Below are 18,670 nucleotides of genomic sequence, written 5' to 3' on the forward strand. Positions count from 1 at the left end.
CGCTCAGCCCTGGCGCACCTGATCGAGCAGGGGTTCGTCCCGCGCTTTCTCAGGCGACGGTTCGCTGACGCTGCGCGCCGGCACCAGCGACTCCGGCCAACTGCTGAACTGCAGCCCGGTAATCCGGTTCAAACGCTCAAGCGCTGCCTGCTCATCCTTGTGATGCAAATGGACGACCTTGTTCGACATTGGGAGCATGAACGGGAACCTCGGCGGAACTACGGAGTGAAACGACTGTCACACGAGGGTTTGCCAGAAGCGTGCCAACAGCGCTTTCCCTGCGCTTGCTGGGGTTCCTCCGGCAGCATGCAGCGCCTCATGCACATCGTTCGCCGCAAACTGACACTTTACGTCACCTTCGCTCCCGAGGTTCCGTCCGCCAGCCAGTGGGCCAGGCTTTCTCCGAACAGCGCCTCCTGCTCCACCTGCAAGCGCTCCATGGCCTGCTGGAACGGCGGATACCACGCCTCGTCCAGATTCGCAGGCATGCGCTCTCGGCTAGGCATGGGCCAGGGGCAGCGATTCAGCAAGCGATGCAGACTGTAGGCGCCAAGATCCCGGCACAGCACCCACTCGCCTCCGCCGGCGCGGCAGACGAACTGCTCCTTCTCGAGAAAGTCCAGCAGTTCCTCCCACTCATCCTCGGGCAACAGCCAACCCGCACGATGCAAGTGGGTCAGGCGCAGCGACTGTCCAAGCTGCTGGCGCTGGTGGAACACCCTCAGCACGCCGAGCAGGACGATCAGCTTGGGCAGCGAGCGCCGCCGCCAGAGACGGGAAGAAGAGAGATTGCAGACCAGCACCGCGCCGAACAGAACGATCATCCAGGAAAGATAGATCCACAGCAGGAAGATAGGCACGGTGGCGAAGGCACCGTAGATCAACTGGTAGCCGGGAAACAGGCTTACGTACAGCCCGAACAGGGTTTTCGCGGCTTCGAACAGTACCGCGGTGAACACGCCGCCCATCAGGGCATGGCGCACCGGGACCCGGGCGTTCGGGACCGCCGAATAGAGCAGGGTGAAGGCCGCCACGCTGAACGCCAGCGGCATCAGCCCCAGCAGCGTCTCTGCGCCCGGCAACGCGTCCGGGCCATGGAGCAGCGACAGCGAAGTGATGTAGGTGGTCACGGCGAAGCCGGCCCCCAGCAACAATGGGCCCAGGCTGAGGATCGCCCAGTAGAGGAGGAACCGCCCGACACCGCGGCGTGGCTGGCGAACCCGCCAGATCTCGTTGAAGGCTTTCTCGATGGTCACCAGCATGGTGAAGGCGGTGACTGCCAGAAAGACCACCCCGACCCAGGTCAGGTGCCGGGCCTGGGTGGTGAAACTCTTCAGGTAGGTTTCCACCGCTTCTCCAGCGGAAGGCACGAAATTGCGAAAGATGAAAGTCTGGATCGACTCGCCCATGCCATGGAATGCCGGAATCAGCGAAAGCATGGAAAACATCACCGTCATCATCGGCACTACCGCGAACAACGTGGTGTAGGTCAGCGCCGCCGCGCTGTTGGGAGCCTTGTCGGTGACGAAGCGATGAGCGAGGAAGCGAGCGAACTCGACCCCATCGTTGAAATGTTCGCGCATGCCCTCTCCTTGAAGTCGCGCCGGTTCTTCGCCTCTCGGGGCGGTACTTCGCGCCGACGGGTTCAGTCCTGGTCGACGAGGCGGTTAGAATAGCCGTCACTTCACCGGCCATGCGACCCCTGACATGAGCGAACTGATCCTGTTGCACAATCCGCGCTGCTCGAAATCCCGCGCAGCGCTCGAACTGCTCGAAGCCCGCGGCCTGCAACCGCAGGTGGTGCGCTATCTGGAAACCCCGCCGAGCGCCGCCGAGCTGAAAGCGATCCTGGCCAAGCTCGGCATTCCCGCCCGCCAGTTGCTGCGGACCGGGGAGGACGAATACAAGGCCCTCGGCCTGGATGAGCCCAGTCTTGGCGAAGAGGCCATCATCGAGGCAATGGCCAGGCATCCGAAGCTGATCGAGCGCCCGGTGCTGGTCGCGGGTGACAAGGCGGTGGTTGGCCGGCCTCCGGAAAGAGTCCTGGAGATCCTCGCTTGAGCAGTCCCTACATCCTGGTGCTGTACTACAGTCGCCATGGCGCTACCGCGGAAATGGCCCGGCAGATCGCCCGTGGCGTCGAACAGGGCGGCTTCGAGGCGCGCGTACGCACGGTTCCCGCGGTATCCACCGAATGCGAAGCGGTCGCCCCGGACATCCCCGCGGAGGGGGCGCTGTACGCAACCCTGGAGGACCTGAAGAACTGCGCGGGCCTGGCCCTCGGCAGCCCGACCCGCTTCGGCAACATGGCTTCCCCGCTGAAATACTTCCTCGACGGTACCAGTAGCCTATGGCTGACCGGCGGCCTGGTCGGCAAGCCGGCAGCGGTCTTCACCTCCACCGCCAGCCTGCACGGCGGCCAGGAGACCACTCAGTTATCGATGCTGTTGCCGTTGCTGCACCACGGCATGCTGGTCCTGGGCATTCCCTACAGCGAACCCGCCCTGCTGGAAACCCGCGGCGGCGGCACGCCTTACGGCGCCAGCCACTTCGCCGGCGCCGATGGCAAGCGCAGCCTCGATGAGCACGAACTGACCCTGTGTCGCGCGCTGGGCAAACGCCTGGCGGAAACCGCCGGCAAGCTGGGGAGTTGAAATGGCCCGCAAGAACAAACCGCTGCCCGAAGTAGCGTGGCTGCAGCCGCGCCTGGCGCTCAGCCGCGCCATCAGCCTGGGAAGCTTCGTCGGCCTGGTCCTGCTCATCCTCATTCGCGACCTGATCTACGCGGACGCCCATGGTGCGGCGAGCTGGGTGCCCTGGCTGGTCCTCGCCTTCAAGCTGCTGCCGCTGCTGGTGGTGGCCCCCGGACTGCTCATGGGCAGCGCGCGCGGGCATGCCTGGGCCTGCTACGTGGTCAACCTGTATTTCATCCTCGGCGTACTCGCCGCCTTCGATCCCACGCAGCGCCTGTTCGGCTGGGCCGAAGTGCTACTCAGCGTGACCTTGTTCTGCGCCGCGCTGCTCTATACGCGCTGGCGATTCCAGTACGACCGACGGGTCGCCGGGGAACGCTGATGGTAAGGCAGGAGCCCCCTCCTGCCCTGCCGACCGCCGGGAAGCCTGCGGACAGCGCTCCAGTATTGCCGGCGCATGGATGGAGAGACGGATAGAAGGCGGTCACTTCCTGCCGCAAGCGAAACCCAAGGACTGCGGCACGGCCATGCGGGAGTTCGCCGACGGACTGTCGACGCTTACCAGCCGAGGGTTTCCTTGAGGAAAGGAATGGTCAGCTTGCGCTGAGCCTGGAGCGAAGCGCGATCCAGTTGCTCCAGCAGATCGAACAGAGAGTTCATGCTGCGCGAACCGCGGTTGAGGATGAAACGACCGACTTCATCGGTCAGATGCAGGCCACGACGGGATGCCCGCAGTTGCAGGGCACGAAGCTTGTCCTCGTCGGAAAGACCGTGCAACTGGAAGATCAGCGCCATGGTGAGGCGGGACTTCAGGTCCGGCAGCTTGACCTGCAGCTCCCGGGGCGACTTCGATGCCGCCAGCAGCAGGCGCCGACCGGTATCGCGCAGTCGATTGAACAGGTGGAACAGCCCCTCTTCCCACTCTCGCTTGCCAACCAGCACATCCAGGTCGTCGATGCAGACCAGCTCGCACTGCTCGAGATCGTCGAAGATTTCCGGGCCGTACTGCACCAGATCGGCCATCGGCAGGTAGATGGTTCGCTCTTCGAACTGCTCGAAACGCAAGCAGGCCGCCTGCAACAGGTGGCTGCGGCCGACGCCGTCGTGTCCCCAGAGGTAGATGAGGCTTTCCGCCCAGCCAGCCTCGGCTTCGCACAAACGCTCGACATATCCCAGTGCCGCGGCATTGGCACCGGGATAGTAGTTGGCGAAGGTGGCGTCGTCGCGCAGACGCACACTGAGGGGAAGCTGAATAGGTTTCATGCCAGGCTGGGCGGACAATCCGAAAACGCCGCAGGAGTCACCGTAAAGGCTGCAAAGTTTATACGCCTCGGCAAGGCCGCACAATGAGCAACTAGGCAAGCAAAATCAAAGGTTTGCCGATAGCCGAGGCTCCTTGCCCAGAGCATCGGCCGGTCGCGCGCCGGCCCGCTCCGTTGCATAGGAGCGGATCGGCGCGCCGACTCACTGCCAGCGGAAATTCAGTTGGGTCGACGACGGCACCGCCGCGCTGGGCGCTGCGGGCTGGCCGGAGGCATCCAGCGGTACGCTGTCGGCCGGGACTTCCTGCAACTGCGCCAGGCCCAGCTGGGCACGCAATTGCTCGGGACTAGCCTTCACGGAATAGTCGAGGCGGTCGCCCCGCACGCCTACCAGGCGCGCGCCGAACGGATCGAGCAGGCGTTGCAACTCGGCATAGCGTGCCAGTGTCGCGCCCTGGACCTGGAGGGTCAGGCCGGTCGCCGCTCCCGGCGTGGCAACGAAACGGGTAGACAGGCGGTTGCCGACGGCCAGCATCACGCTGTCTGCCAACGCGTCGGGCGTAGCGCCTTCAGCCTGGCCTTGCTCTCGCGAATCGCCCATCCACAGCCGCCATTGCGCCTGCCATTTGCCGTCCGCCTCCTTGGCGTCCACTGCCAGCAAGGCATCGGCGGCATAACGCTCGGAGGCTGCGCGCAGGGCATCGGGTTGGGCGGCGGTGAGGTTCTCCGGGGTACCGACGATCTGTTCGTCGAGATCCGCCAGAGGCAGGCGCAACGGCAAGCCGCGGTTCTGCGCCGCACGCTTGAGCGGTTCGGCCGAGGCCTGGTTGTCACCGACCAGGGAGCTGCCATCGGCGCTTTCGTTCAGCCACCAGGCCAGCACCGCCGGCCGGTTGGCGCCCCAGCTCGGCAGGCCGGCGGCCCGCAGCGCATTACCGGTGGCGGTCGGATCGAAATCGACCACCAGCGCCAGCGGCGGACCATTTTCGAAGGCGTACTGGCTGATCAGTTGCTGCGGATCCTTCAGGTACCCCGCCAATGCCGGATTCTGCGGCGCCTGCGGATTGCCGGTCAGGCGCACCAGCAGGGTCTGCAGGGCTCGCACCAGTCCGGCATCGCGCTCCCCGGGCTGCTGCGACGAAACCGGCTCGTGGACCTGGTAGAGATTGGGGACCGTTGCCGCGAAGACGGGCAAGCCTAGCAGGGAAAAACAGAGAACGAAGAGTCGGGCTATGCGCATGGAGGGCTCTCGACGAACGGATGGGAACGGCGGCGACGAGCTGTGAAGGCCGCGCAAGTGGACCTATACCTTAAACAGCAGTCCGTCCAGCGGCAACCGAGATGGCCGCTGCGTGGCAAGCCTGATAAAATCGCGCGCCTTCAAAACCGGCAAACAGCGTTGCACGCCTGGGCGGCCGGCCGATCTCCGAATTACCCCTATAGGCCTGGATTTATGAGCAGCAAGCAACCCTCGTTGAGCTACAAGGACGCTGGTGTGGACATCGACGCCGGCGAAGCCCTGGTGGAACGCATCAAAGGCGTGGCCAAGCGCACCGCACGCCCGGAAGTGATGGGCGGCCTCGGCGGCTTCGGCGCCCTCTGCGAAATCCCGGCCGGCTACAAGCAGCCGGTGCTGGTATCCGGCACCGACGGGGTGGGCACCAAGCTGCGCCTGGCGCTCAACCTGAACAAGCACGACAGCATCGGCCAGGACCTGGTGGCGATGTGCGTCAACGACCTGGTGGTCTGCGGCGCCGAGCCGCTGTTCTTTCTCGACTACTACGCCACCGGCAAGCTCAACGTCGACGTCGCCGCCACCGTAGTCACCGGCATCGGTGCCGGTTGCGAACTGGCGGGCTGTTCCCTGGTCGGCGGCGAGACCGCCGAAATGCCCGGCATGTACGAAGGCGAAGACTATGACCTGGCCGGCTTCTGCGTCGGCGTCGTGGAAAAGGCCGAGATCATCGACGGCTCCAGGGTCCAGGCCGGCGACGCGCTTATCGCCCTGCCCTCCTCCGGCCCGCACTCCAACGGCTACTCCCTGATCCGCAAGATCATCGAGGTTTCCGGCGCCGACATCGAGCAGGTCCAACTCGACGGCAAGCCGCTGGCCGACCTGCTGATGGCGCCGACCCGCATCTACGTCAAGCCGCTGTTGCAACTGATCAAGCAGACCGGCGCGGTCAAGGCCATGGCTCACATTACCGGCGGCGGCCTGCTGGACAACATCCCGCGCGTCCTGCCGGACAACGCCCAGGCCGTGATCGATGTCGCCAGCTGGAACCGTCCGGCGGTATTCGACTGGCTGCAGGAACAGGGCAACGTCGACGAGACCGAGATGCATCGCGTACTCAACTGCGGCGTCGGCATGGTCATCTGCGTGGCCCAGAGCGACGCCGAGAAAGCCCTGGAAGTCCTGCGTGCCGCCGGCGAGCAACCCTGGCAGATCGGTCGCATCGAAACCTGCGGCGCGGACGCCGAGCGCGTGGTCCTGAACAATCTGAAAAACCACTGATGCCGAAACTCTGCAATGTCGTGGTGCTGATTTCCGGCTCCGGCAGCAACCTGCAGGCGCTGATCGACAGCCTCCGGGACGGCGCCACGCCGGCCCGGATCCGCGCGGTGATCTCCAACCGCGCGGACGCCTATGGCCTGGAACGCGCGCGCCAGGCCGGCATCCAGGCCGAGGTGCTCGATCACAAGGCCTATGCCGATCGCGAAAGCTTCGACCAGGCCCTGGCACAACGGATCGATGCCCATGAACCGCACCTGGTGATCCTTGCCGGGTTCATGCGCATCCTCACCGCCGATTTCGTTCGCCATTACCAGGGGCGTCTGCTGAATATCCATCCCTCGTTGCTGCCGCGCCACAAAGGGCTGCATACCCATCAACGCGCCCTCGAAGCCGGCGACCGCGAGCACGGTTGCAGCGTGCACTTCGTGACGGAGGAACTCGATGGGGGGCCACTGGTCGTACAGGCAGTAATCCCGGTAGAGTCGCAAGATACGCCGGAACGCCTGGCCAGACGGGTTCACGAGGAAGAACACCGGATCTACCCGCTGGCCATGCGCTGGTTCGCCGAGGGCCGCTTGCGCCTGGGCGAACAGGGCGCCCTGCTGGATGGCCAGGCCCTGCCTGCCACCGGCCATCAGATTCGCACCAAGGAGATTCGCAATGCGTAAAGCCATGCTGTTCCTGCTGACGCTGCTGACCCTGCCGGCCTATGCCTTCGAGCTGAAGCCGTTCACCGCCAGCTATACCGCCGACTGGAAACAGATGCCCATCAGCGGCAATGCCTCCCGCAGCCTGAAGGCTCTCGGCGACGGCCGCTGGCAACTGGACTTCGAGGCCTCCATGCTGCTGGCCAGCCTCAACGAAGTCAGCACCTTCAAGGTCGAGAACGACACCTTCCTGCCGCAGACCTACCGCTTCGCCCGCCAGGGTCTGGGCAAAGGCAAGCAGATCGAACTGGACTTCGACTGGTCGCAGAAGCAGGTGCTCGGCAGCGACCGCGGCGATGCGGTGCGGCAACCCCTGAATCGCGGTCAACTGGACAAGTCCACCTATCAACTGGTCCTGCAGCATGACGTTGCCGACGGCAAGAAGAGCATGAGCTACCAGATCATCGAGGGCGAGGATGTCGATACCTACGACTTCCGGGTTCTCGGCGAGGAAAAGGTACGCACCCAGGCTGGCCTGATCAACGCGATCAAGGTCGAGCGCGTGCGTGATCCGGGCAAGAGCAACCGCAAGACCATCCTCTGGTTCGCCAAGGACTGGGACTACCTGCTGGTCCGCCTGTACCAGATGGAAACCGACGGCAAGGAATACCAGATCATGCTCAAGGAAGGCACCATCGACGGCAAGACCGTCACTGGCGAAAAGAGCTGATCCCCCCTCCCACGAAAAGCCGGGCCATTGCCCGGTTTTTTATTGCCCGCGGATCAGCCGCAGGCCTGGTGCTCGCGGCAGATCAGTTCGGCATCGGCATCGCTCAACGGCTCCCCGGTTAGACCGCAGAAGGGCGAACCCGCACGCCGTTGATGGAACCGGCAGGACCGACAAAGGCCGAAACCAGGCACATCCTCCTGACGCTGGATGACGACCAGAAGATCACGCAACAAGCCTTGCAAGTGTTCGCCCTTCTCGCCCAGTGCCGTGACGGCCTGCTCGAGGAACTGCGGCGGAATCACCGCCTCGATCAGCGCGCGCCCCGCATCGGTCAGCCGCAGATGAACGCTGCGCCGATCCCGCGCATCCGGCAGCTTGCTGATCAGCCCCCGCCCTTCCAGCACCTTGAGCGATTGCGACACTGTGCCCTTGGTCAAGCCGAGGTATTCGGTCACCCCCAGCGGAGTATCCGAATAGCGATTACAACGCGCCAGGTAATGCAAGGCGCTCAACTGCACCGGCTGCAGCTCAGCCACCAGCGGCTGCTCGCGGGACCAGGCACGCATCAGGCTGGTCAGCCTTTCCAGATAATCGTAAAGGGCGATGGCGGACATGGGATACCTCCTTGCCATTATAGTATCGACTAAAAACATGTTTGACAAAGAGGTCGCGCCTTGTTTAGGCTGAAAACGTATCGTATCGATACTAAATTCCTACAGGAGAATCAGCATGACCAAAGCCATCTACTACCACGCCGGCTGCGCAATCTGTGTCGAAGCCGAACGTTCCTTGCTGCCATTGCTCGATCGCAAGCAGGTGGACATCGAAGTGGTCCATCTCGCCGAACAATCGGCACGCATCGCCGAGGCGGAAAAGGCCGGGGTCAGGTCGGTTCCTGCCCTGGTTGTCGACGGACAGGTACTGCACCTTAACTTCGGTGCGGCGCTCAGCGATCTGAAATAAGGAGAACGGCCATGGAGGTGAAGATCTTCGACACCCATGTGCGAACCCGCGACGGCCGCTACCTGCACTTCGATGTCCTGGTCACGGAGGAGCTGGGGGCTCGCGCCGGCGAGTTCGCTCGACGCTGGCTCGCCGGAAGAGGCATAGACGAGGCCGATATCAGCCAGGGGCATTGCAGCTACTGCCATAGCGAGATTGCGACAGCAGAGGTTGCCGAAGCCATTCGGCTCCATGGCCATTACATCCTTCCCCTGGAAGGCTGTTGAGGCCAATGGACAGCTACCGCCCGATCGCCTGCGATCTCCATGACTACCTGGAGATCGCCTGCCTCTACCGCTACCGGTTGCTCCTCGAACTCGAGGACGGTGTTCGCTTCGAAGCCGAGGCGCGCACGACGCATACCCGGGCCGTTCGGCCAGGCGGCGGCAAGGAGGAATACCTTGAGGTGGCCGTCGAAGGAGCGACTCTGCTGCTGCGCCTGGATCGCCTGTTGGCGATTACCGCCCTCACGGAAGCGGCCTTGTTCGGCCGCATACGCCTGAGGGAAGAGGCCTGTTCCAGAGCATCCGGCATGCCACCTTCACACCTTGGAAACTGAAAAGGTTTTTCTCAATTCCAGGGCTATTTGATTAGCCTGCTATTGAAATAGGCTGGATTTGCCTTGATGCAGATCAACCCTGGAGCAGAAAAGATGAGTGTGACAGTGACCGAGCGTGACGATGACCACAAATCCCGCGAGCTGCGTGCGCTTGGCCGCCGCTGCTGGGACGTGCATCAGCAGGGACTGCTGGTTGGCGTCTTCCATAACGAGGATGACGCCCACGCCTATCGGATCAAGCTGGAGAAAGAAGAAGAACTGCGACAGATAGGTAAATCGGCCTGAACCATGCGCCCCCGCGTACTTCGGGGGCGCACCTTTGGTCTCAGGTCCCGGAAAGGCTCCGGTCGAGACTGACGACTCCCGGCGGCAGGCTATCTTCCTGTACCCGTTGCCGAGGGGCACGCAACATTGCCCGAACCAGAGCCACCAGCACGCCGAACACCAACCCGCCCAGGAGACCCAAGGCCACCACCAAGGCCTTGCGCGGCTTGATCGGTTTCAGAGGGGTCGAAGCCTTCTGGTCGATCCGCACCAGTTCGATCTTCAGCTCGCTCGCCTTCAGAGTCTTGAGGCGCGCCTGCTCTCCACGCAGCTTGTCGATGTTTTCGAAGAAACGCTCCTCGCCCTTTCGAGCCTGCAGGTATTGCACTTCACGGTTGTTCTCCAGCTGCTTCAGCTCCTGCTGGATCTTCGCCACGCGGGGCTCGGTGAAGTCATCGCCCTTGCGTTTGAGCAAGGTATCGCGCTCGGCGGTCAAGGCATCGACACCCATGAAATACAGGGGTATCTGCTGGTTATTCACCTCGGTGCGGAAAACGCTGCGCGAGCCATCCTGCCCGACCTCTCCCAGTGCGCCCGGGGTCGTCGGCTTGACGATCCCCAGCCGGGTGGCGATCTGGATAGCCTCGTTGAGCTGCTGGATACGCGAATCGCGCACCATCTTCAGCCGCCCGCGCAACGCCTTGAGCTCATCCTCCAGGCCGGCCCGCCGGATGCTGTCCGCTTCCAGCAACCGGGCGATCTTGCCCTCCTTGGTAGCCTGGTAACTGGCACGCTTGCCTTCGATATCCTGCTCGAGGAATTGCAGGCGACCGTCGATACGCGCCTGGAGGTCGTCCAGGATTCGCTGACGCTCGTTCTCGATGGTCGACGCGAGCATGCCGTTGAGAATGGCGGCACCATCCATGCCCTGGGGATACTGCATGGACAAGCGGAAGAAAGGCGCCGCCTGGGGGTCCTTCTTCAAGTCCGCCTGCTGCATGCTGAAGGCATCCTGGTTGAACTTCCAGAAAGCCTGCTCGGGGGACAAGCCCTCGGCGTTCAATTGCTGGAATAGCTCTGGATGGGCTTCGAAATACTCCAGCCTGCCGGAGTAGGCTGCCAGCTCGTTGCCGACGCGATCCAGCGCTTCCCGCGGAGTCAGGGCATACAGCCCGTTGACATTGACAGCCTCCAGGGCCTTGGTCTGGATCGGCCGCAACAGGACATCCACCTGGTAGGTCGGAACGGCCAACAGCGCGTAGGCGAGCGCAGCGGCGGTCGCCAAGGCCGCGATCAGCGCTATCAGCCATTTCGACGCCCACAATTGCTGGAACAGCTGAACGAGATCGATCTCCGAGGGCGAAGCCCCCGGAAGCTGTGAGGAAGGCATACCAACGTCCTTTTCGATAGGCGGCTAGCCCACAGATGCACGCAAAGGCAACCGTAGGATATTTCTGAGGAAAGGCATTATGCTATCGAAACGAAATCATCGGTAGTTATTTTAGAACTGCTTCGCATTCCAGAATTGGTAGTTGACCGGCATCCGTACCGGTCAAGCGACACTCCGGATGCGGGCCTCACCACATGAGATCGTCGGGCACCACATAGTCCTTGTAGGGATCGTCTTCGTCCGGCTCCTGGCTCTGTACGTTGAGCAGCACCACCCGCCGCGGATCGCGCTCCTGGATCTTCACCGCCGCATCCCGGGGCACGATCTCGTAGCGTCCGTCATAGCTGACGATAGCCAGGCTGCCTCGGCTCAGCTTGTCGCGGATCAGGTCGTTGACCGCGATCCGCTTGACCTTCTTGGCGTCGACGAAATTGTAGTAGTCGTCGCTTTCCAGCTTGGGCAGGCGCGTCCCTTCGATAAGTTGCTTGATCTGCGCGGCCTTGGCCTTCTTCTCGGCTTTTTCCTGCTGCTGGCGGTTCAATTCCTGGTCGCGCGCCAGCTTTTCCGCCTTGGCCTGCTCCGCGGCCTGGCGCTGGGAGTCGTCCTTGTCGACCTGGTTCTTGTGCTCCAGGCGCTGCTGTTTCTGTTTCTGCTTGGTGGCCTGCTTGGCCTGTTTCTCATTGACCAGCCCGGCTTTCAGCAACTGGTCACGCAATGACATGCTCATTCGTCAACGACTCGCTCGCGTGGCACGCCCGGTGGGGTGCGGCATAATCTTCCAGCCGACTGGGGTTCAGCCGGCCCTCGCAGGGGGTATAATCCTCCAGCCTCAGCCGCCTCAACGCAAGTCTCGGCGGCTCGCAAACTGCCACGCATGCCCTGGAGACCCCTCCCTACCGTCCCGAGCACCCGCAGGCACTCCTCCCGGCCCCTGATATCGAAGGCATGGAAAGCAAGGCATGAGCGTTTCTCTCCTGGTAAAAGTCACTCTGGTGGGCCTGTTCGTCGCCAGCGTCCTGTTCGTCCATTTCCGTGGGCGCGCGCGCTTGCCCTTCCTGCGCCAACTGGTCAACCACTCCGCCTGGTTCGCCCCCTACAACTCGCTGATGTACCTGTTCTCCAGCGTTCCCTCGAAGCCCTATCTGGATCGCAGCCGTTTTCCGGAGCTGGACGAACTGAAGAACAATTGGCAAACCATCCGCGAAGAAGCCCTCAACCTGTTCGACGAGGGTTATATCCGGGCTGCCCTGAACAATAACGAAGCCGGCTTCGGCTCGTTCTTCAAGAAAGGCTGGAAGCGCTTCTACTTGACCTGGTACGACGGCCCGCTGCCCTCCGCCCAGCAGCTCTGCCCGAAGACCGTAGAGTTGGTGAGCCGCATCCCCAACGTCAAGGGCGCGATGTTCACCCTGCTTCCCGGCGGCAGCCACCTGAATCCGCACCGCGACCCCTTCGGCGGCTCGCTGCGCTATCACCTCGGCCTGTCCACGCCGAATTCGGACAACTGCCGCATCTACGTCGACGGCCAGCCCTACGCGTGGCGGGATGGCGAAGACGTGATGTTCGACGAAACCTTCGTCCACTGGGTGAAGAACGAGACCGAGCAGACCCGGGTGATTCTCTTCTGCGATATCGAGCGGCCGCTCCGCTCCCGCCTGCTGACCCGGCTCAATCGCTGGATAAGCGGCATTCTCGGGCGAGCGACCGCACCGCAGAACGTCGAAGGCGAACGCGTCGGCAGCATCAACCAGGCCTACTCGGTCGCCATTCGCGGCGGCAATGCCATCGGCGCCCAGGTGAAGCGCTTCAAACGCGCCTACCCGAAGGCCTACCGAATCCTCCGCCCGGTGCTGGCGGTGATCCTGCTGGTCATCCTCTATCGTTGGATCTTCGGCTGATTCAGATGCCGTGGCAGCCCGGCTGCCACGGTAATTTTCCCATTAACAGCCGGGCGCGCTCCTCTCCGCTTTCTTAGCCTCGCCCCAGAGGCTGTCCAGTTCCTCCAGCGAACACTCTTCGGCTTTCCGGCCGGCTTCGCGCAGGTTCCGCTCGATGAACCGGAATCGCCGCTCGAACTTGCCGTTGGCCTGGCGCAGAGCAGCCTCCGGATCGACCTTGAGATGCCGGGCCAGGTTGACCACGACGAACAGCAGGTCGCCAACCTCCTCGCTCACGGCACCCTCGTCACCCTCTGCCATCGCCTCGAGGACTTCGTCCAGCTCCTCGCGAACCTTGTCCACCACCGGCAGCGCTTCCGGCCAGTCGAAGCCGACCTGCGCCGCGCGCTTCTGCAACTTCGCCGCCCGTGACAACGCCGGCAGGGCGACAGGAACGTCATCCAGCAGCGACAACTGCTGCGGCTCCTTGGCCTTGGCGGCACGCTCCTCGGCCTTCAGTTCTTCCCAGCGCTGCTTGACCGCCGCTTCGGCCAGCTTCGCCGCATCGGGCTTGCCATAGAGATCGCCATCGAGGAATACGTGGGGATGTCGACGGATCAGCTTGCGGGTGATGCCGTCCACCACCTCGTCGAAAGCGAAGCGATCCTCTTCGCGAGCCAACTGGCTGTAATAGACCACCTGGAACAGCAGGTCGCCCAGTTCCTCGCGCAATTGCGGGAAATCCCCCTGCTCTATGGCGTCCGCTACTTCGTAGGCTTCTTCCAGGGTGTGCGGGACGATGGTCGCGTAGCTCTGCTGGAGATCCCAGGGGCAGCCGAATTCGGGATCGCGCAGGCGCGCCATGAGGTGGAGCAGGTCGTCGAGTCGGTACATGGGTATCTCGGGTCTTCAGTGAACGGTCCGGGCATTCTGCCCTTTCCGGAAACGAAAAGGCCACGGGCAGCCTGCGAGCGCCCGTGGCCTGTTTCCACCTCGCCTCAAGGCGTACGGTTGCGCCGCGCCTCGATGATGTTGGGCAGTTGCGAGACGCGCGCCAGCAGGCGTCCAAGAGCGTCCAGACCGGGAATCTCGATGGTCAGTTGCATGGTCGCGGTGTTGTCTTCCTTGTTCGAACGGGTATTCACCGCCAGAACGTTGATCCGCTCGTTGAGCAGCACCTGGGACACGTCGCGCAACAGGCCGGAACGATCATAGGCACGGATCGCGATATCCACCGGATAGGTGCGAACCGGCTCCGGCCCCCAGCTGACCTGGATCATCCGCTCCGGTTCGCGTCCCGCCAGTTGCAGCGCGGTGGCGCAATCCTGGCGGTGGATGGTGACCCCACGGCCCAGCGTGATGTAGCCGACGATGGGATCTCCCGGCAGCGGCTGGCAGCAGCCGGCCATCTGCGTCAGGAGATTGCCGACACCCTGGATCTGCACGTCGCCGCGCTTGCCGTGGCCGATCTTGCTCGGCTTGCGCGGGATCAGTTCGAGTTGCTCGCTGTCGCGGTCCGGCTCGACCAGTTGCTGGGCATAGTTGACCAGGTGCGCCAAGCGCAGGTCGCCGGCGCCGAGAGCGGCGAACATATCCTCGGCGGTACGCACGTTGGCCTTCTCCGCCAGCCGGTCGAAATCCACCGGCGGCAGCGCCAGGCGCGACAGCTCGCGTTCGATCAGGGCCTTGCCGGCAGCGACGTTCTGGTCCCGCGCCTGCAGCTTGAACCAGTGGACGATCTTCGCCCGCGCCCGGGAGGTGGTGACGTAGCCCAGGTTGCTGTTCAGCCAGTCGCGGCTCGGACCGCTGTGCTTGCCGGTGATGATCTCGACCTGCTCGCCGGTCTGCAGGCTGTAGTTCAGCGGCACGATGCGTCCGTTGATCTTCGCCCCGCGGCAGTTGTGCCCGACTTCAGTGTGGACCCGATAGGCGAAATCCAGCGGGGTCGCGCCCTTGGGCAGGTCGATGGCATGGCCGTCGGGAGTGAAGACGTAGACCCTGTCCGGCTCGATATCGACCCGCAGTTGCTCCGCCAGGCCACCGATGTCGCCCAGTTCCTCGTGCCATTCGAGCACCTGGCGCAGCCAGGAGATCTTTTCCTCGTAATGGTTGGAGCTGGCCTTGACGTCGGTCCCCTTGTAGCGCCAGTGCGCGCAGACTCCGAGCTCCGCCTCTTCGTGCATGGAGTGGGTACGGATCTGTACTTCCAGCACCTTCCCCTCGGGGCCGATCACTGCGGTATGCAGCGAGCGATAGCCGTTTTCCTTGGGGTTGGCGATGTAGTCGTCGAATTCCTTGGGAATGTGCCGCCAGAGGGTATGCACGATGCCCAGCGCGGTGTAGCAGTCGCGCATCTCCGGAACGAGCACGCGCACGGCGCGCACGTCGTAGATCTGGCTGAAGTCCAGGCCCTTGCGCTGCATCTTGCGCCAGATCGAATAGATGTGTTTCGCCCGTCCGCTGAGATCGGCCTGTACGCCGGTGGCCGCGAGAGCTTCCTTCAACTGGCTCATCACGTTGGCGATGTACTGCTCGCGATCCAGCCGGCGCTCGTGCAGCAGCTTGGCGATCTGCTTGTACTGGTCGGGCTCGAGGTAACGGAAGGACAGGTCCTCCAGTTCCCACTTGATATGCCCGATGCCCAGGCGGTGGGCCAGCGGCGCGTAGATATCGAAGACTTCCCGGGCGACGCGGTGGCGCTTTTCCTCGTCGGCGTTCTTCACCGCGCGAATGGCGCAGGTGCGCTCGGCCAGCTTGATCAGGGCGACGCGAACGTCGTCGACCATCGCCACCAGCATCTTGCGCAGGTTCTCCACCTGCGCCTGGGTACCCAGCACCATGGAATGGCGCGGATTGAGGCTGGCGCTGATTGCGGCCATGCGCAGCACGCCCTCGATCAGCTTGGCCACCACCGGCCCGAAATGCTTGTTGACCGCTTCCAGGGTGATCTTGCCTTCCCGCACGCCTCGATAGATGACCGCGGCGACCAGGGACTCCTGATCCAGCTTGAGGTCCGCGAGGATCTCGGCGATTTCCAGTCCGGTCTGGAAGCTGGACGTGCCTTCCGCCCAGGAGTTCTGTGCGGCGATCGCTCGCTGCTCGGATTCGCGAGCGAACTCGCAAGCCTCCAGCAAGCCCTGACGATCGAGCCCGGGGACGAGGTTCTGGACGTGGTCCAGCCAGGCCTCGAGGTTGATACTGCCGTCGGTGTTGACCGGCTGGTGCGCTCTCACCTGTACCATCTTGCCTACCCTTTACCACGGTGCGCGTAGCCCACCGATGACTGCGCCAGCCTTCGAACGGGCTGGTCGGATTACGCAGGCATCCTAGCCTGCCTCGAACAAAGCCATGGCCTCGACATGTGCGGTCTGCGGAAACATATCGAGGATTCCGGCGCGCTTCAGACGATAGCCCTGCCTGGCCATTTCGCCAGCATCGCGCGCCAGGGTCGCCGGATTGCAGGATACATAGACTACCCTCCGGGCACCCAGAGAACTCATTTCGCGTACCGCCTCGAACGCGCCGTCGCGCGGCGGATCGAGCAGCACAGCGGTAAAACCTTGCTCCGCCCAGGGCGCTTCGGCAAGCGCTTTGGACAGGTCGGCCTGGAAAAAGTGCGCGTTGCCAAGGCCATTGGCCAGCGCGTTGGCGCCTGCCCGCTCGACCATCGCCGCCACGCCCTCCACCCCGACTACCCGCGCCACCCGGCGCGCCAGCGGCAGGGAGAAATTGCCCAGCCCGCAGAACAGGTCGAGGACCCGCTCGTCGGCGGTCGGCGCCAGCCAGTCAAGGGCCTGGCGGATCATCGACTCGTTCACCGGCGCATTGACCTGGACGAAGTCTCCGGGTCGGTATGCCAGAGTCAGTTGCCAGTCACCCAAGGAGTAGCCCAGTTCGGCGGCCGGCTCCACCGGCAAGGGCTGTTCCGCACCTTGCAGCCAGAGCTGGGCCTGGTGTGCGGAGCAGAAAGCGGCCAGGCGCTGGCGATCCTCGTCGACCAGGGCAGTCGTATGCCGCAACAGCAATGCACTGGCCGTGCCATGGAAGAGCTCCACGTGGCCGATGCTTTCCGGCTTGCGGAAGTCCTGCAGAAGAGCAGGCAGGGCACGGGCAATCGTTTGCAAAGGCGGCACCAGGACCAGGCACTCATCGAAGGCGACGATCTCCTGGCTGGCCGAGGCACGGAAGCCGACATCCAGACGCCGCGCCCTGGCATCCCAGCGCACGGCGATCCGAGCGCGGCGCCGATAGCCGAATTCGGGCCCGACCAGAGGGGCGGCCCATTCTTCCGGCTCGATCCCGGCGAAACGCTGCAACTGCTCCTGCAAGGTACGCTGCTTCAGGGCCAACTGCTCGCCGTGTTCCAGGTGCTGCAGGGTGCAGCCGCCGCAGCGACCCGCTACAGTGCAGGGCTCGCGGCGACGCAGGTCGCTACTGCTGAACAGGCGCTCGCTGCGCGCGTCGACCACCTTGCTTCGTGCGCCCAGCACCCGGGCCTCAAGTTCCTCGCCAGGCAGCCCGCCGCTGACGAACCAGGTCATCCCCGCCTCGTGGGCGATACCTCGGCCGTCATGGGCCAGGCGCTCGATGGTCAGGCGCTGCTTCTTGCCTACCGGTATCGCGGGACCGCGCGCACCACCGCTGGGCTGGAAGCGCAGCCCGCCCTTATTTCTGGCCATGGACATGCTCAGCGCGGGTCATAGACGCCGGAAGACAGGTAGCGGTCGCCGCGGTCGCAGATGATCGCCACCAGCACGGCATTCTCCAGTTCGCGGGACAGGCGCAGCATCGCCGCCACCGCCCCACCGGAGGACACGCCGCAGAAGATGCCTTCCTCGCGGGCCAGCCGGCGCATGATGTCCTCGGCTTCGTCCTGGTGCATGTCGACGACCCGGTCGACGCGACTGGCGTCATAGATCTTCGGCAGGTATTCCTGCGGCCAGCGTCGGATTCCCGGGATGGCCGAGCCCTCCATGGGTTGCAGGCCGACGATCTGCACCGCCGGGTTCTGCTCCTTGAGGTAGCGCGAGACGCCCATGATGGTCCCGGTGGTGCCCATGGAGCTGACGAAATGGGTGATGCTGCCGCCGGTCTGCTGCCAGATTTCCGGGCCGGTGCTGTGGTAATGGGCTTCCGGGTTGTCGCCATTGGCGAACTGGTCGAGGACCTTGCCGCGGCCTTCGCGCTGCAGCTTGTCGGCCAGATCGCGCGCGCCCTCCATGCCCTCTTCCTTGCTGACCAGAATGAGCTCGGCGCCATAGGCGGTCATCGCCGCCTTGCGTTCGGCCGTGGAGTTGTCCGGCATGATCAGGATCATCTTGTAACCCTTGATCGCCGCCGCCATGGCCAGGGCGATGCCGGTGTTGCCGGAAGTAGCCTCGATCAGCGTATCGCCGGGGCGGATGTCGCCGCGCAGTTCGGCACGGGTGATCATCGACAGGGCCGGGCGGTCCTTCACCGATCCCGCCGGGTTGTTGCCTTCGAGCTTCACCAGCAGGGTATTGGAGGTTTCCCCGGGAAGGCGCTGCAGACGCACCAGAGGGGTATTGCCAACGCAGTCGGCGATAGTCGGGTACTGCACGGTCATGGAGGCACTCGTTCGGCACTGACGGTAAAGGCTGAGCATGATACCGGGAAACTGGGGCCGGACCCTAGCACCGCAATATCCGGTCATGCATGCCGATTCAGCCGAAAGACCGCCCGAAACGGTATGCGATGCGATGACCAGAGG

At 63.7% G+C, this 18,670-nt stretch carries 22 protein-coding genes; 11 read left to right on the top strand and 11 right to left on the bottom strand.

The features are described 5' to 3' along the window. Window positions 1-3 precede the first annotated feature (3 nt). Window positions 4-189, bottom strand: coding sequence for a hypothetical protein (locus tag AC1RB9_RS20870; RefSeq protein WP_003112577.1), 186 nt, complete (start codon window positions 187-189; stop codon window positions 4-6). A gap of 158 nt (window positions 190-347) precedes the next feature. Then, window positions 348-1,583 (bottom strand): YihY family inner membrane protein, encoded by a 1,236-nt coding sequence (locus tag AC1RB9_RS20875; RefSeq protein ID WP_003117099.1) that lies wholly within the window; start codon window positions 1,581-1,583, stop codon window positions 348-350. Between the two features lie 124 nt (window positions 1,584-1,707). Between AC1RB9_RS20875 and arsC the strand changes: the two genes are divergently transcribed. The 3 genes from arsC to AC1RB9_RS20890 are packed head-to-tail and all read left to right on the top strand — an operon-like array spanning window position 1,708 to window position 3,075. After that, window positions 1,708-2,061: an arsenate reductase (glutaredoxin) gene (gene arsC, locus AC1RB9_RS20880; RefSeq protein WP_003112580.1), complete on the top strand. Its 354-nt coding sequence runs from the start codon at window positions 1,708-1,710 to the stop codon at window positions 2,059-2,061. Continuing rightward, entirely contained in the window at window positions 2,058-2,654 is a 597-nt protein-coding gene (gene wrbA / locus AC1RB9_RS20885; RefSeq protein ID WP_003102394.1) for an NAD(P)H:quinone oxidoreductase, read from the top strand. Before arsC ends, wrbA begins: the two co-directional genes overlap by 4 nt. Window position 2,655: 1 nt before the next feature. Next, window positions 2,656-3,075 carry a DUF2069 domain-containing protein gene (locus AC1RB9_RS20890; protein ID WP_003086072.1) on the top strand — a complete coding sequence of 140 codons (420 nt, stop codon included), beginning with the start codon at window positions 2,656-2,658 and terminating at the stop codon, window positions 3,073-3,075. A gap of 176 nt (window positions 3,076-3,251) precedes the next feature. Here AC1RB9_RS20890 and hda read toward each other — a convergent pair whose 3' ends face one another. After that, on the bottom strand, window positions 3,252-3,956 hold the full coding sequence (gene hda, locus AC1RB9_RS20895) for a DnaA regulatory inactivator Hda (RefSeq protein WP_003102398.1): 705 nt from the start codon (window positions 3,954-3,956) through the stop codon (window positions 3,252-3,254). A gap of 201 nt (window positions 3,957-4,157) precedes the next feature. Then, the gene (locus tag AC1RB9_RS20900) at window positions 4,158-5,195 is read right to left on the bottom strand and encodes a DUF2066 domain-containing protein (protein WP_003454529.1); all 1,038 of its coding nucleotides are present in this window, start codon (window positions 5,193-5,195) and stop codon (window positions 4,158-4,160) included. 213 nt (window positions 5,196-5,408) lie between these two features. Here AC1RB9_RS20900 and purM point away from each other — a divergent pair, with 213 nt between their 5' ends. From purM to AC1RB9_RS20915, 3 genes are read left to right on the top strand one after another with little or no spacing between them, the layout of a single operon-like run. Further along, a complete protein-coding gene (gene purM / locus AC1RB9_RS20905) occupies window positions 5,409-6,470 on the top strand; it encodes a phosphoribosylformylglycinamidine cyclo-ligase (protein ID WP_003109942.1) in 1,062 nt (353 codons plus the stop codon). Next, a complete protein-coding gene (gene purN / locus AC1RB9_RS20910; protein ID WP_003454530.1) occupies window positions 6,470-7,138 on the top strand; it encodes a phosphoribosylglycinamide formyltransferase in 669 nt (222 codons plus the stop codon). Before purM ends, purN begins: the two co-directional genes overlap by 1 nt. After that, window positions 7,131-7,847, top strand: a complete 717-nt coding sequence (locus tag AC1RB9_RS20915) for a DUF3108 domain-containing protein (protein WP_003086061.1) — start codon at window positions 7,131-7,133, stop codon at window positions 7,845-7,847. The genes purN and AC1RB9_RS20915 overlap by 8 nt, the downstream gene beginning before the upstream one ends. 53 nt (window positions 7,848-7,900) lie before the next feature. Here AC1RB9_RS20915 and AC1RB9_RS20920 read toward each other — a convergent pair whose 3' ends face one another. Beyond that, entirely contained in the window at window positions 7,901-8,461 is a 561-nt protein-coding gene (locus AC1RB9_RS20920; RefSeq protein WP_003112585.1) for a MarR family winged helix-turn-helix transcriptional regulator, read from the bottom strand. A 115-nt stretch (window positions 8,462-8,576) separates the two neighbouring features. Here AC1RB9_RS20920 and AC1RB9_RS20925 point away from each other — a divergent pair, with 115 nt between their 5' ends. The 4 genes from AC1RB9_RS20925 to AC1RB9_RS20940 all read left to right on the top strand — a co-directional run bounded on the left by AC1RB9_RS20925 (window position 8,577) and on the right by AC1RB9_RS20940 (window position 9,693). After that, on the top strand, window positions 8,577-8,810 hold the full coding sequence (locus AC1RB9_RS20925) for a glutaredoxin family protein (RefSeq protein WP_003117103.1): 234 nt from the start codon (window positions 8,577-8,579) through the stop codon (window positions 8,808-8,810). Window positions 8,811-8,821: 11 nt separating this feature from the next. After that, window positions 8,822-9,076, top strand: coding sequence for a DUF2024 family protein (locus AC1RB9_RS20930; protein ID WP_003086057.1), 255 nt, complete (start codon window positions 8,822-8,824; stop codon window positions 9,074-9,076). 5 nt (window positions 9,077-9,081) lie between these two features. Beyond that, window positions 9,082-9,408, top strand: coding sequence for a Rho-binding antiterminator (locus AC1RB9_RS20935; protein ID WP_003454531.1), 327 nt, complete (start codon window positions 9,082-9,084; stop codon window positions 9,406-9,408). 93 nt (window positions 9,409-9,501) lie between these two features. Then, a complete protein-coding gene (locus AC1RB9_RS20940) occupies window positions 9,502-9,693 on the top strand; it encodes a hypothetical protein (RefSeq protein WP_003454532.1) in 192 nt (63 codons plus the stop codon). Window positions 9,694-9,733: 40 nt separating this feature from the next. On the opposite strand, the gene AC1RB9_RS20945 is transcribed toward AC1RB9_RS20940, so the two are convergent. Both AC1RB9_RS20945 and AC1RB9_RS20950 read right to left on the bottom strand, forming a co-directional pair. Then, window positions 9,734-11,062, bottom strand: a complete 1,329-nt coding sequence (locus AC1RB9_RS20945; RefSeq protein ID WP_003117106.1) for a Wzz/FepE/Etk N-terminal domain-containing protein — start codon at window positions 11,060-11,062, stop codon at window positions 9,734-9,736. A gap of 187 nt (window positions 11,063-11,249) precedes the next feature. After that, window positions 11,250-11,789: a DUF2058 domain-containing protein gene (locus tag AC1RB9_RS20950; protein WP_003086049.1), complete on the bottom strand. Its 540-nt coding sequence runs from the start codon at window positions 11,787-11,789 to the stop codon at window positions 11,250-11,252. 232 nt (window positions 11,790-12,021) lie between these two features. Between AC1RB9_RS20950 and lpxO2 the strand changes: the two genes are divergently transcribed. Then, the gene (gene lpxO2 / locus AC1RB9_RS20955) at window positions 12,022-12,960 is read left to right on the top strand and encodes a lipid A hydroxylase LpxO2 (RefSeq protein WP_003086047.1); all 939 of its coding nucleotides are present in this window, start codon (window positions 12,022-12,024) and stop codon (window positions 12,958-12,960) included. Between the two features lie 42 nt (window positions 12,961-13,002). On the opposite strand, the gene mazG is transcribed toward lpxO2, so the two are convergent. From mazG to cysM, 4 genes are all read right to left on the bottom strand, one after another. Then, window positions 13,003-13,833 (bottom strand): nucleoside triphosphate pyrophosphohydrolase, encoded by an 831-nt coding sequence (gene mazG / locus AC1RB9_RS20960; RefSeq protein ID WP_003163153.1) that lies wholly within the window; start codon window positions 13,831-13,833, stop codon window positions 13,003-13,005. A 104-nt stretch (window positions 13,834-13,937) separates the two neighbouring features. Further along, window positions 13,938-16,181, bottom strand: a complete 2,244-nt coding sequence (gene relA / locus AC1RB9_RS20965) for a GTP diphosphokinase (RefSeq protein WP_003086042.1) — start codon at window positions 16,179-16,181, stop codon at window positions 13,938-13,940. Window positions 16,182-16,265: 84 nt separating this feature from the next. Then, window positions 16,266-17,618 (bottom strand): 23S rRNA (uracil(1939)-C(5))-methyltransferase RlmD, encoded by a 1,353-nt coding sequence (gene rlmD / locus AC1RB9_RS20970; protein WP_003102417.1) that lies wholly within the window; start codon window positions 17,616-17,618, stop codon window positions 16,266-16,268. Between the two features lie 8 nt (window positions 17,619-17,626). Then, complete coding sequence (gene cysM, locus AC1RB9_RS20975; RefSeq protein ID WP_003102419.1) at window positions 17,627-18,526, bottom strand: cysteine synthase B; 900 nt, start codon at window positions 18,524-18,526, stop codon at window positions 17,627-17,629. Window positions 18,527-18,670 lie beyond the last annotated feature (144 nt).

This window comes from Pseudomonas sp. 20-5 (genome assembly GCF_056782835.1).